At 54.8% G+C, this 12,009-nt stretch carries 11 protein-coding genes; 2 read left to right on the forward strand and 9 right to left on the reverse strand.

Going from position 1 to position 12,009, the window contains the following annotated elements; all coding sequences use genetic code 11:
• Positions 1 to 28: 28 nt before the first annotated feature.
• Positions 29 to 1,000 (reverse strand): J domain-containing protein, encoded by a 972-nt coding sequence (locus ACU6TU_RS04650; protein ID WP_447143409.1) that lies wholly within the window; start codon positions 998 to 1,000, stop codon positions 29 to 31.
• 206 nt (positions 1,001 to 1,206) lie between these two features.
• Here ACU6TU_RS04650 and ACU6TU_RS04655 point away from each other — a divergent pair, with 206 nt between their 5' ends.
• The gene (locus ACU6TU_RS04655) at positions 1,207 to 1,893 is read left to right on the forward strand and encodes a CBS domain-containing protein (RefSeq protein ID WP_447143410.1); all 687 of its coding nucleotides are present in this window, start codon (positions 1,207 to 1,209) and stop codon (positions 1,891 to 1,893) included.
• A 312-nt stretch (positions 1,894 to 2,205) separates the two neighbouring features.
• On the forward strand, positions 2,206 to 2,895 hold the full coding sequence (locus ACU6TU_RS04660) for a CBS domain-containing protein (RefSeq protein WP_447143411.1): 690 nt from the start codon (positions 2,206 to 2,208) through the stop codon (positions 2,893 to 2,895).
• Positions 2,896 to 2,957: 62 nt separating this feature from the next.
• Here ACU6TU_RS04660 and ACU6TU_RS04665 read toward each other — a convergent pair whose 3' ends face one another.
• From ACU6TU_RS04665 to ACU6TU_RS04700, 8 genes are all read right to left on the reverse strand, one after another.
• A complete protein-coding gene (locus ACU6TU_RS04665) occupies positions 2,958 to 4,499 on the reverse strand; it encodes a class I SAM-dependent methyltransferase (RefSeq protein ID WP_447143412.1) in 1,542 nt (513 codons plus the stop codon).
• Positions 4,500 to 4,707: 208 nt separating this feature from the next.
• Positions 4,708 to 5,121 carry a cytidine deaminase gene (gene cdd / locus ACU6TU_RS04670; protein WP_447143413.1) on the reverse strand — a complete coding sequence of 138 codons (414 nt, stop codon included), beginning with the start codon at positions 5,119 to 5,121 and terminating at the stop codon, positions 4,708 to 4,710.
• A 39-nt stretch (positions 5,122 to 5,160) separates the two neighbouring features.
• The gene (deoD, locus tag ACU6TU_RS04675) at positions 5,161 to 5,886 is read right to left on the reverse strand and encodes a purine-nucleoside phosphorylase (RefSeq protein WP_447143414.1); all 726 of its coding nucleotides are present in this window, start codon (positions 5,884 to 5,886) and stop codon (positions 5,161 to 5,163) included.
• 54 nt (positions 5,887 to 5,940) lie between these two features.
• Positions 5,941 to 7,182 (reverse strand): phosphopentomutase, encoded by a 1,242-nt coding sequence (locus tag ACU6TU_RS04680; RefSeq protein WP_447143415.1) that lies wholly within the window; start codon positions 7,180 to 7,182, stop codon positions 5,941 to 5,943.
• A complete protein-coding gene (gene deoA / locus ACU6TU_RS04685; protein ID WP_447143416.1) occupies positions 7,182 to 8,534 on the reverse strand; it encodes a thymidine phosphorylase in 1,353 nt (450 codons plus the stop codon). The genes ACU6TU_RS04680 and deoA overlap by 1 nt, the downstream gene beginning before the upstream one ends.
• Positions 8,534 to 9,319, reverse strand: coding sequence for a deoxyribose-phosphate aldolase (gene deoC / locus ACU6TU_RS04690; RefSeq protein WP_447143417.1), 786 nt, complete (start codon positions 9,317 to 9,319; stop codon positions 8,534 to 8,536). Before deoC ends, deoA begins: the two co-directional genes overlap by 1 nt.
• A gap of 163 nt (positions 9,320 to 9,482) precedes the next feature.
• The gene (locus tag ACU6TU_RS04695; RefSeq protein WP_447143418.1) at positions 9,483 to 10,766 is read right to left on the reverse strand and encodes a NupC/NupG family nucleoside CNT transporter; all 1,284 of its coding nucleotides are present in this window, start codon (positions 10,764 to 10,766) and stop codon (positions 9,483 to 9,485) included.
• Between the two features lie 74 nt (positions 10,767 to 10,840).
• Positions 10,841 to 11,665 carry an outer membrane protein OmpK gene (locus ACU6TU_RS04700; RefSeq protein ID WP_447143419.1) on the reverse strand — a complete coding sequence of 275 codons (825 nt, stop codon included), beginning with the start codon at positions 11,663 to 11,665 and terminating at the stop codon, positions 10,841 to 10,843.
• Positions 11,666 to 12,009 lie beyond the last annotated feature (344 nt).

Below are 12,009 nucleotides of genomic sequence, written 5' to 3' on the forward strand. Positions count from 1 at the left end.
GGCCGTGCAGTACGTCAAGTATGGCGATTCAGTCTCGCTGCATCAGGTAATCATAAGCACTTTTAATGCGCTGAAAGCGTGCTGACGCTAACGCCACCTGGTGGTCACTTTTTGAAAAGAAGCGGTCTGGATGATGCAGCTGAGCCATTTTGCGGTAGGCGCGTCGTATATCCTGGCGGCTGGCCCCTAGACTAAGCCCGAGCACTGCCAAAGCTCGCGCTGATCGGTCAGTCGATCGTTGCTGGTGTTGCTGACTTTCTTGTTGTTGACGCCGCTGGTGGTCTCGCTGAGCATCTTCATACTGGCGATTTGTCCATCCTGCGTTGGCTTTTTCCTGCCGGTTTTTTTCCTGCTGGGCCTTTTCTCGCTGCGCGCGAGCCTTGGCTTTTCGGTCTTCCTGCTCCTGGCGCCTGCGCTGCTTCTCTTCACGTTTTTTGTGTTGCTGCTGTTGAGCTTCTGCTTCCGCCTGCGCACGTGCTTTATCAGCGTCTGCCTGCTCCTGGCGCTTGCGTTCTTCATAGTGTGGATCGTGCTGGAGCCAATATGCCTGGGTGCTTAAGTCCGCTGGTGCTTCCAGCTTTAAACCTGTCAGCTCCAGAAATAGGGTTGCCAGTGCATCTGGTGAGATGCCCAACAGATCGGCCAGAAAACGCAGAATATAGTGATTGGCATGGCATAGCTTACCGTTGTCGCCAGCAAGGACAATCGCGTGTTGAATTATGTTCAGGCGACGAGCGGGCGAGCATTCCTTATGGACAATTTCAGCCGCCAGCTGAATAGCCTCAAGATCCTGTTGTTGGGCAATCTGCATAACAGGACCAAGCTCATGGCCGTGTTGAAAATGCGCGCTTACCTGTGCCAGACGGCGACGCCGCTGGCCTTCACTGATTGGCTGGCGCTGCACCAATAGCCAGGCCAGCAGCAGCAAAATGGCCGTATCCACCTGGTTGCGGCTATGGAGCAGCAACAACTCAAAAGGGGAAAAACGGGCAGTCGACATTCCCAGGCTCCAGGGCAATCGGGCAAATAGTCAATAATGGTCGCCTGCCTCATAGCGGATGGCAAGTCAGATAAGTTTGTTGGGTAGTAAACAGTATTTTGCTAATGCAGCTCGCTTGACTAGTGGTCAGGCTTAGCGGACTAAGCTAATATTTAGATAATATATTGAGTCTGATGCCGGATTAAATAACAAACAAAGGGATGACTATGCAAGCTGTTGATATTATGTCCAAAGATGTGATCAGCGTTGGACCTGACGAAGACGTTAACACGATCGTTCAGCTCCTGCTGGATAATCACATCAGTGCTGTTCCGGTTGTTGATGAGAATAATAAGGTGTTGGGTATTGTCTCGGAAGGCGACCTGATGCGTCGAATCAGCAAGAGTGGTGAAGAGCCTCCGCGTTGGCTGTCGTATTTTTCAGGTTTTCAGGATCCGGGCGATTATGTCAAAACCCACGGTCGCAAAGCGCATGAGATCATGACCGCTAATCCTAAAACCATTAAAGGAAGCACGCCGCTGCACAAAATTGCGCGAGTATTGGAAAAGCGCCGTATCAAGATTGTTCCAGTGGTCAAAGATGACAGACTGGTGGGAGTTGTCACCCGTACAAATTTGTTGCAGGGGCTGGCGGCCATGAAGTCAGTGTCCCAGGAAGCTCTCTCAGATGATCGCCTTATTCGTGATGCGATTCTCAAGGAGATATCCGATAGCACTGGGGTTAGAGCCGTGAATATCAGCGTTGTTGTCAATAACGGGGTGGCTGAGTTATGGGGCCTGGTTGATTCCAGTGACCAGAGAATTGCCATTCAGGTGGCCGCTGAAAATACCCCCGGCGTGGTACGTGTGAAAAACAATCTGGGTTACGCGCCGCGAGGTTTCGGCTGCTCTTAAGCATTTAATTTGTCACTGATGATAAAAGCCCGTCGTGTTAAAACGAAGGGCTTTTTTTGTGCGAAAGATTTGTTTATTCATGTATGGCTGGATCATCAATCCCAGATTCCTCGGCAGTGGTGTCAATCGTTCGCAATGTTTATCTGTCTGCAATCACATCCATTTACCCACCAAGATTGAGCCAGATCAATATCCCAAGTGATTTGATCGGCAAACGTGGTAAGACAGTGTTAAGCCGACTAATCTAACATTATGTTAACGCACGTGGCGTAACGGCTAACGGGTTTTTATTGCACCAATCGAGGACTGTCTATGCAAGCTGCCGATATCATGACGACGGATGTCATTAGTGTTGGACCCGAGGACGACGTCAACACCATCGCCAAACTGCTTCTGGAGCACCATATCAGTGCGGTGCCTGTGGTGGATGAAGAGCAAAGAGTGCTTGGCATTGTCTCCGAAGGTGACTTAATGCAGAGGATAAAAAACGAGGAGGGGAAAAAATCGTCGTGGTGGTTGTCTCTCTTCGCGGGCCACAAAGACCCCAGCGATTACGTTAAAACCCATGGACGAAAAGCCCGTGAGGTCATGACCGCAAACCCAATGACCATCGAAGAATCCATGCCGCTACACAAGATCGCTCGTCTGCTGGAAAAGCATCGCATCAAGCGCGTACCCGTGGTGAACGGCGGCAAGCTGGTGGGTATTGTTAGCCGCGCGAACTTGCTGCAAGGCTTGGCGACGGCAGAGGGCGCAACGGAAACAGCGCCGATTGATGACCGCGCCATTCGTGAAGCGATTATCAAGGAAATTGAAGATAATACCGGCGTGCGAGTCGCGGCGATCAGTGTGACGGTCAGTAACGGTGTGGCCGAGCTATGGGGGTTGGTGGATTCCAGTGCTCAACGTAACGCCATTGAAGTGGCGGCTGAGAATACGCCAGGCGTTTCAAAAGTGGAAAACAACCTGGGCTACGCGCCGCGCGGTGTTGGTGGTTACTAGTCGGAAATAAAAGCCTGCCTGTATGCCATTTGGCATACAGGCATTGGTGTGAATGCCCGATATTACGCGGGAATCAGCTTCAGGGTCTGGTAAATCGGAAGCTGCTGCTCGCAGAACTGGGTGGCTTGTCTTGTTAGTTCAGCAACATTATCTTTTTCGCCAGTAAGTGACTTACCGTCTTTGATCAGACATTTATTCTGAGCTGCCAACACACGCCAGGCAGCATTGGCCATTTCTTCAGGCGTATCGCCGCCATCAAGTATCGAAAGCAGAAACAGTTGATGGAACAACGATACGTTAACGCCACCACCTGTGACAGGGCTAGCCAGAAAGTTGATTTCATTGGTGCTGCGTGATTTTTTCAACAAGAAATGGTTAAGGCGTGTGCTAGCTGGTTGGGCCTCATCAATATCAGCATCCTGTTGAACAGGCATGATGACATTTTTAGCCGCCAGAATAGTGACAGCACTGGCCAGTGATGCCGGGTTTATGTTTTTGCCTTCCAGTTGCTGGCGAAGAGTGCCCAACGTTATCGGGCGATGGTCAGCCAGAATATCAAGAATAGGCTGATAGATGGCTTCGGGAAGGTCGAAATTCCCCATCTGGCCAGCAATCTTGAGTTCTACACTGTCACGCGGAATCACCATAATGACACGCAGCTTATCCAGCGCTTCGTGTTTTTCAAGCTCGCTTAGCTGGCGGCTGCCCTTGATCCAGTAGTCGGTGCGGAACTGGCGGTTTTCGCAGAAATCCCGCACGGTCTGGCGGAACATGGGGTCGCTGATCGAATCCAGCAGAGCACGCTGGTCCTGAGATAGCTGAATGGTGTCGATGGTGTCAGCATAGCGGGCAGACGTTGCCCACTCCATCTTGGCTGGCGCCAGCCAGCTGGCCATTTTCGAGAAGCCCATGGGCTCCCAGTCACGGTTAAAATACTCGTGGGCCAGATAGTTCTTGTTGTCTTTACGCATCTTTTCGATGCGCCCTTTGATCTGCGGGTTGGCCTGACAGAAACGCGGATTCACCTCAATCAGCTTTTCGGCAAATGTCATGGCTTCATCAACCCGGGTAAGCGTGCCCGCACCTGGGGCGCTCATGGTCTCTGAGTGCTCTACCAGCAGGTCACGCATGGGCACCATGGCGGCCCAGCCGGGCTGGGTGTTGTAACTGATAAACAGTACACCGCCGACCTTGAGCTTGCGGCGCACAAAATCGACGACCACCGCCCGGTTTTCGTCCGAAATCCAGCTCCAGATGCCATGCAGCCCGATAAAATCGAAATCTGGCAGGTCATCGCGTTGGCAGAACTCATCAAAGGCGTCATCATAAAGCTGCGCGCCTGACTGGCTGACACTGGCCGTCTCCTGAGCGAACGCTGCCTGATTGGGGTTGAAGTCCGTGCCGTACCAGTTAACCCGAGAGGTGGCTGCATGCAGATTGGTGCTCATGCCTTGGCCAAAGCCCAGTTCGCAGGCATTCACGACATCAGGCGGCCGAATACCCGCATTGATAAAGGCAAGATCAATTCTTAGCGGGTTCAGTTCGGCATAGTAACCGTAGGTGTAGTTGATATCCGCCACATAACCAGATGTCCAATCAGACATAGCATCACTCCAAGACCATTGCATCCCACCACCCTGGTGAGCCTATGCCCCCTGGCGGCTGTGTTTGCCAAGGAGCCCTTTGATTTATCCTCCCAGCATATTGATGAGGGTGCCAGCCCGAAAGCTGGCACCCTCATCAACGCAGGGCATGCAGAGTGCGATGCTGCACGTTGAAAAGCAATGTTGAGTGGCTAAGGTTAACCAAGGTTTACGCTTGGCGCGGCGGTAATTGCTCCGGGCCGAAGGCGTCGGGCAGTAACGCTTCCATGGAGTAGGTTTTTAGCACCTCGCCTTGATGGGAAAGTACCATGATCTGCGTATCTGGTGTGGCGAATTCACGGATGCGTTGGCGGCAGTCGCCACAGGGGGTGCACAGGTGCTCGCCAGGACCCATCACGTAAACCTTGGCCAGCGTGCGTTGCCCAGCGGTAATCATCGCAGAAATCGCCGAGGCTTCCGCGCAGAGCCCTTTGTAGTGCGCCACTTCCACGTTGCAGCCAGCAAACTGCTGGCCATCCGGGCATTCCATTACTGCTGCCACCGGGTGGTTGGAGTAGGGCGCATAGGCATTGCCCAGGGTCGTTAATAGCGTGTCCACCAATGCCTGATTCGCTTGCGTCATGGCGTTATATCCTCTTTCTTGGCTCTGCGTTAATGGCGTTCAGGCCTTGGCAGCGTCGTCACGAAGTACGGTGTCCAGTGCGATCACCATCATATCGTTGAAGGTGGTCTGGCGGTCGGCGCTGGAGAGCGAGTCGCCTTTCAGAATATGGTCAGACACGGTGCAGATGGTCAGTGCGCGCGCACCAAACTCGGCGGCCACGCCGTAAAGGCCAGCGGCTTCCATTTCCACGCCCACGATGCCATAGCGCTTGAGCAGTTCGGCCATGTCGGTCTGCGGGTTGTAGAACAGATCCGCTGAGAAGATGTTGCCGACTTTTACCGGTACATTCTGTGCCTTGGCGGCAGCGACGGCATGGCTGGTGAGGTCAAAGTCTGCAATGGCAGAGAAGTCATGGTCGTTAAAGCGCATGCGGTTCACTTTGGAATCGGTGCATGCACCCATGCCGATCACGACATCGCGGACGTTGACATCGTCGCGCACCGCACCGCAGGAGCCGACGCGAATAATCGATTTCACGCCAAAATCGGTAATCAGCTCTTTGGCATAAATAGACACTGACGGTATGCCCATGCCGTGGCCCATTACCGAAATTTCGCGACCTTTATAAGTGCCGGTGTAGCCGAACATGCTGCGTACATCGTTGACCTGACGCACGTTTTCCAGGTAAGTGTCGGCGATGTACTTGGCGCGCAGCGGGTCGCCGGGCATCAGTACGGTATCGGCGAAATCGCCTTTTTCGGCATTAATATGTGGTGTCGCCATGAAGCGCTCCTATTGATCGTTTTTGAATCAGATTAATTCGCTAGACGCCGCGGTTCAGGCAGCGTTTAAAAAGCTCTTACCATCGTCCATGGCATCCACGGCAAAGAACTCCGCCAGCGTCTGGCCGATATCGGCAAAGGTGTCACGTTGACCCAGTGCTCCCGGCGCAAAGTCTGCGCCGCGCACCATGATCGGCACGTACTCGCGGGTGTGTTCGGTGCCTTCCCAGCTGGGGTCGCAGCCGTGATCAGCGGTGAGCAGGAGCAGGTCGTCATCGCTGAGTGCCGCAAGCAGTTCCGGCAGGCGGGCATCAAAATGCTCAAGCGCAGCGGCGTAACCGGGCACGTCACGGCGGTGGCCGTAAACCGAATCAAAATCAACAAAGTTGGTCATGATCATGGTCGGGTAATCGTCGGTTTTCTTGGCGGTGCGCGCGACTTCGGCGAGCGTTGCATCCATCAGCGCGTCGTGACCGCTGGCCTTGATCTTATGGGTGATGCCGCAGTGGGCGTAGATGTCGGCAATTTTTCCAATCGAGACCACTTCGCCTCCCGCATCCGCCAATTTCTGCAGCACCGTGGGGCTGGGTGGCTCAACGCTGTAATCGCGGCGGTTGCCGGTGCGGGCAAAGCTTTTACTGTCATCGCCATTAAAGGGGCGGGCAATGACGCGGCCAATATTGTAGGGCTCAAGCAGCTCGCGCACGGTTTCGCAAAGTGCGTAGAGGCGCTCCAGACCAAAATGCTCTTCGTGGGCGGCGATCTGGAAAACGGAATCAGCTGAGGTATAGACAATCGGCTTGCCGCTTTGAGCGTGCTCTTCGCCCAGGCGGGCGATGATCTCGGTGCCGGAGGCGTGGCAGTTACCGATGACGCCAGGCAGCTCAGCCTCGCGGACGATTTTTTCCAACAGCTCGGTAGGGAAGCTGTTGGTTTTATCGAGAAAATAGCCCCAGTCAAAGCGTACCGGCACGCCGGCAATTTCCCAGTGGCCGGAAGGGGTGTCCTTGCCGCTGGAGATTTCTTTGGCGTGGGCATAGGCGCCTTCCAACTGCGCCGGTAGGCTAACGCCTTCGGCCACGTTGCCTGTGGCATCGCGGTGGGCGTGAAACAGGCCAAGCGCGGCCATATTGGGTAGCTTCAAAGGGCCTGAACGCTCGGCGGTATCTGCGTCACCGCGGGCACAGGCGGCGGCGATGTGGCCCAGCGTGTCGGACCCTTGATCGCCAAAGGCGTCGGCATCCGGCGCGCTACCAATACCAAATGAATCGAGTACTAAAACAATCGCACGGCGCATCAGGCGTCTCCTCGGAAGGTTTCTTGCACTAGCGTATCAGCCTCGGCAGCGCTTTCACCGAGGGTGATGGCAGCCCGCAGTTGAGCCGCAGCACGCGCCGCTGCCTCTTCGCTGCGAGCGTGAACGATAGCAATTGGGCGCTGGTTATCGACGCGGTCGCCAATTTCGGCGATATCGCTAAAGCCGACGCTGTGGTCGACGCTGGCGTCGTTGCGCAGGCGACCACCCCCCAGCTCGACCACGCTCATACCCACGGCGCGGGTATCGAAGCGCTGTACGATGCCGCTGTGTTCAGGGTAAACGGCCTGAATGACCGGGGCCGTGGCCAGGTAGCTGTCTGAACGCTCCATAAAGTCGGCGGGGCCACCCAGTTCGCGCACCATGCGGGCAAAGACTTCGGCGGCAGCACCCGAGGTCAGGGCTTTTTCCAGTTTAGTCAGCGCTTCTTCGCGGCTTGTCACCAGCTTGCCAGCCATCAGCATTTCGACGGCAAGTTCGCGGGTGACCTGCATGACGCGGCTGTTGGCGCGCTCGCCACGCAGCAGGGCAAGGGTCTCGACTATTTCGACCGCGTTACCCGCGCACGGGGCCAGCGGCTGGCTCATATCAGTGAGCAGAGCCGTGGTGGGTGTACCGGCCTGGGTTGCCACGTTAGCGATACTTTTCGCCAGCTCGTGGGATTTTTCCGGCGTGGGCATAAAGGCGCCGCTGCCGACCTTGACGTCCATTACCAAGGCATCCAGGCCAGAAGCCAGCTTCTTACCCAGAATGGACGCCGTAATCAGCGGAATGGATTCCACGGTGGCAGTCACGTCACGCACGCCGTAGATGCGTTTGTCCGCTGGGGCGAGATTACCGGTCTGGCCGATAATCGCCACGCCAGTGGATTTGACGATATCGCTAAAGCGCTCGGGAGCGGGGTAGGGGTCGTAGCCAGGAATCGATTCCAGCTTGTCCAGCGTGCCACCGGTATGGCCCAGGCCACGGCCGGAAATCATCGGCACAAAGGCACCACAGGCAGCCACCCAGGGGCCGAGGACTAATGACACCAAATCGCCGACACCGCCGGTAGAGTGTTTATCGACAATCGGGCCAGGCAGGTTCATTGAATCCCACTGCATCACATGGCCGGAATCGCGGGTGGCGGTCGTCAGCGCCACGACTTCTTCACGGCTCATGCCATTCAAGAATACCGCCATGGTAAACGCGCCGATCTGGGCATCGCTGATACGGTCATCGGCAATGCCTTGCACGAAAGCGTTGATCTCTTCCGCTGGCAGCGGCTGATTATCGCGCTTCAGGCGGATCAGTTCCTGGGGAAGCAGGGCGTGGTGAGGCGCGCTAGAAGGCATCAGTAGTCTCCCTCCTCGTTGACAATGGATTCACCGCGCAAGGTAGCGATCAGGTTGCCGAGCAGGCTTGAAGCACCGAACCGGAAGTGCTCGGGTGTAACCCAGTGCGGCCCCATGATGTCGGAAGCCAATGCCAGATAGACCGCAGCGTCTTCGGCCGTTTTTACACCACCAGCGGCTTTAAAACCTACGTCCTTGCCGCTGGCTTTAATCGCCTTGAGCATGATTTCAGCGGCTTCCAGGGTGGCATTGGTTTCCACCTTGCCGGTCGAGGTTTTGATAAAGTCGGCGCCACCTTCAATGGCAATTTCGCTGGCACGCTTGATAAGCGCAGGGTCTTTCAGTTCGCCCGATTCAATGATCACTTTTAACATCGCCTGGCCACCGCAGGCTGCGTGACACATTTCGACAAGCTCCAGGCCAGTCTCTTCATCGCCTGCCATCAAGGTGCGATAGGGAAAGACCACGTCGACCTCATCGGCACCGGAGGCGACGGCTTCGCGGGTGGCGCGAGCGGCGGTCATGATGTCGTCAGTGCCATCCGGGAAGTTGGTGACGGTGGCTACCTTGACCTTGTCGCTCAGCTGATGGGCATGTAACGCGCGCTTGGCAGTGACGATAAAGGAAGGGTAGACGCACAGCGCCGCAGGGTGGCCGTAAGGCGTTTTTGCCTGCTGACACAGTGCTTCGGTGCTGGCATCGGTGTCGCTGTCATTCAGGCTGGTCAGGTCCATCAGTGAAAGCGCCTGACGGGCAGCTTGGGTAAGGTTGATCGAAGCGGTCATGGGCGATTACTCGTTTAAGTCAGAGAAAACAGAAAGTACTAATAGACAACAGGCCTGTTCAGACATTGGTCTGTTAAAACATTGGTCTGTTAAGACATCGGCCTGCTAAAAAGTGCGAGTGCGCAGCCTTTGACTGCGCACTCAGTGTTACGTGATGAATCGGCTAGCTTCCAACGGCGCGTAAAGCAATAAAGAAGCCGGCAATGGACGCAGACATCAGGTTAGAGAGTGTACCTGCCAGCACGGCTTTTACGCCAAAACGGGCGATTTCCTTGCGACGGGTCGGTGCAATACTGCCTAAGCCGCCCAGCAAAATGGCGATGGATGATAAATTGGCAAAGCCACATAAGGCAAAGGAAAGAATCGCCATGGTGTGGGGCGTCATCATCTGCCCTGTAGCGGCAACCACCTGCTCGCCATCAATGTAAGGCGCCAGATTGATGTAGGCCACAAACTCGTTAACCACCAGCTTCTGGCCGATAAACGAACCCGCCAGCGTGGCTTCTTCCCAGGGCACACCCAGCAGGAAAGCAAGCGGTGCAAACAGCCAGCCGAGAATCAGCTCAAGGCTTAAGGATTCAAAGCCAAACCAGCCGCCAACGCCGCCTAAAACGCCATTGACCAGCGCAATCAGGCCGATGAATGCCAGCAGCATGGCGCCCACGTTAGCGGCAAGTTTCATGCCTGATGTAGCGCCTGCTGCCGCTGCATCCAATACGTTGGCGGGTTTGTCTTCCTGCTCTTTAAGCTCTTCTTCTACTTTGGAAACGCTGTCGCTATCGGTTGCGTCCTGGTTTTCCGGCATAATCAGTTTGGCAAACAGAAGACCACCGGGGGCTGCCATGAAGGAGGCGGCCACCAGATATTCCATGGGAATGCCTAACGCAGCGTAGCCAGCGAGTACCGAACCTGCCACCGAGGCCAGGCCACCACACATTACGGCAAATAGCTGAGAAGGGGTCATGCGGGCAATAAACGGGCGAACCACCAGCGGCGCTTCGGTCTGGCCGACAAAGATATTGGCGGTAGCAGAGAGGGATTCGGTACGCGAGGTGCCGAGGGCTTTCTGCAGCGCGCCGCCTAAAATCCGGATAACCCACTGCATGATGCCGATATAGTAAAGTACCGCAATAAGCGATGAGAAAAAGATAATCACCGGCAGCACTTTGATAGCGAATACAAACCCGACATTATCGACGTCGGCCAAGCCGCCAAACAGGAAGCCGATACCATCATTGGCGTAGATCAGCACCTGACTCACGCCTGATGAAATGGCTTGCAGCACCGCCTGGCCAAAGGGCACGTAAAGCACAAAAGCGCCGATACCTGCCTGAATGGCAAATGCGCCCAGCACGGTACGCAGCCGAATTGACTTGCGATCGTAAGAAAATATCAGGGCGATCGTCACCAGCGTGACCATGCCCACAAGACTCATTATCAGTGTCATGTCGTATCCCTTAGCGTCGCTGACCTGACGGTCAGATTTAATATTTTATAAGTTATGGACGGTGATGTTCTGAACTACAGCAAATTGAGTTTGACGGTGTAAATCATGGCGTTCTGGTAATCGTTCGGTGTGCCCAGTTTTTCATCCGCATAGCGGTACTGAATGCCGGTTGTAATCAGGTCAGAGGGGTGCCACCAGACACTGATGGCGCCGTTGGTGCCCATGCTATCTGCTTTGCCGTTGACATAGTTCTGGTTCAGGTAATCATCGTCGCGTCCAAAGGTCTGTTCATGCCAGTTGGTAGCGCTGAAGTTTTGCCCGGCAGCGGTGAAGTCATAGCCCGCGACCCAGCCTGCCATAAAACCGTTCATACCCGTATAGCCGTCGCTTTGTACCCGTGCGGCGCCCAGAAATGGCTTGAACCATAAGCCGTTGGCAAAGGTAGTGCGATACCCCAGGCCCAGAATCTGATCCTGCTCACGGGCGTTATAGCCATAATCGCGGAAATCATAGAGATGGGCGTATAGCGAGAAGGGGCTGTCACCCAGATAAATATGCGAGGTGACTTTACCGGCCGTACGAAAATTGTCTTTACCGCCACTGGCCGCATCAAACTGATCGTTGGTGGGGTTTTCAAAATCGAAGAAGCCATAGAACTCCCCCCAGTCGTAGCCTGCTCCACCTTCCAGCTCAAGATAGACGAAGTCGCTTTTGGCTGCATTGCTGGCGGTGCGTGATTCAGTGCCGCCTGACCAGTCAAGATAGTTGACCGAAACATTGGCGAACGACCAGTTGGGGCTGTTGGCCTGAGCCTGGCTAAGCCAACCGGATGCCGCGAGTAAAGCACCTGTGCCGAGCGTAAGTAGTGACGAGCGACGAACAAAAGAATGCATTTTCATAAGAGTCTCAGCGTTGAGTCAGGGGTTAAGACCAGGGTCTGGAACGGGGCCAGGAATAAGGTTTGAAAAAAACGTCCAAGCTGACCGAGTCGTTTTGTTAAAAAAATCACATTAAGTGTTATTTCAATAACGCTATTTTGCAATGATAATCACATCAATGCGAGAGCGGAAATGTCCGTAAATAGGCCATATGAGGCTAACTATTGATCAAGGCAGTAAAATTTCTTTATCGTTGAGTTAGCCCAGCAATGTTAACTAGCGGCCTTTACTACCATTGATGCGCTACTACTGGCCGTGAGTTGCCTGCACAATAGGCCGTCAGGTAAGGGTGTTATCTAAGGGGA

The organism is Halomonas sp. LS-001 (assembly GCF_052983955.1).

Coding starts and splice junctions, on each gene's coding strand:
- ACU6TU_RS04650 (WP_447143409.1), bottom strand. CDS start 1,000: ATGTCGACTGCCCGTTTTTCCCCTTTTGAGTTGTTGCTGCTCCATAGC.
- ACU6TU_RS04655 (WP_447143410.1), top strand. CDS start 1,207: ATGCAAGCTGTTGATATTATGTCCAAAGATGTGATCAGCGTTGGACCT.
- ACU6TU_RS04660 (WP_447143411.1), top strand. CDS start 2,206: ATGCAAGCTGCCGATATCATGACGACGGATGTCATTAGTGTTGGACCC.
- ACU6TU_RS04665 (WP_447143412.1), bottom strand. CDS start 4,499: ATGTCTGATTGGACATCTGGTTATGTGGCGGATATCAACTACACCTAC.
- cdd (WP_447143413.1), bottom strand. CDS start 5,121: ATGACGCAAGCGAATCAGGCATTGGTGGACACGCTATTAACGACCCTG.
- deoD (WP_447143414.1), bottom strand. CDS start 5,886: ATGGCGACACCACATATTAATGCCGAAAAAGGCGATTTCGCCGATACC.
- ACU6TU_RS04680 (WP_447143415.1), bottom strand. CDS start 7,182: ATGCGCCGTGCGATTGTTTTAGTACTCGATTCATTTGGTATTGGTAGC.
- deoA (WP_447143416.1), bottom strand. CDS start 8,534: ATGCCTTCTAGCGCGCCTCACCACGCCCTGCTTCCCCAGGAACTGATC.
- deoC (WP_447143417.1), bottom strand. CDS start 9,319: ATGACCGCTTCGATCAACCTTACCCAAGCTGCCCGTCAGGCGCTTTCA.
- ACU6TU_RS04695 (WP_447143418.1), bottom strand. CDS start 10,766: ATGACACTGATAATGAGTCTTGTGGGCATGGTCACGCTGGTGACGATC.
- ACU6TU_RS04700 (WP_447143419.1), bottom strand. CDS start 11,665: ATGAAAATGCATTCTTTTGTTCGTCGCTCGTCACTACTTACGCTCGGC.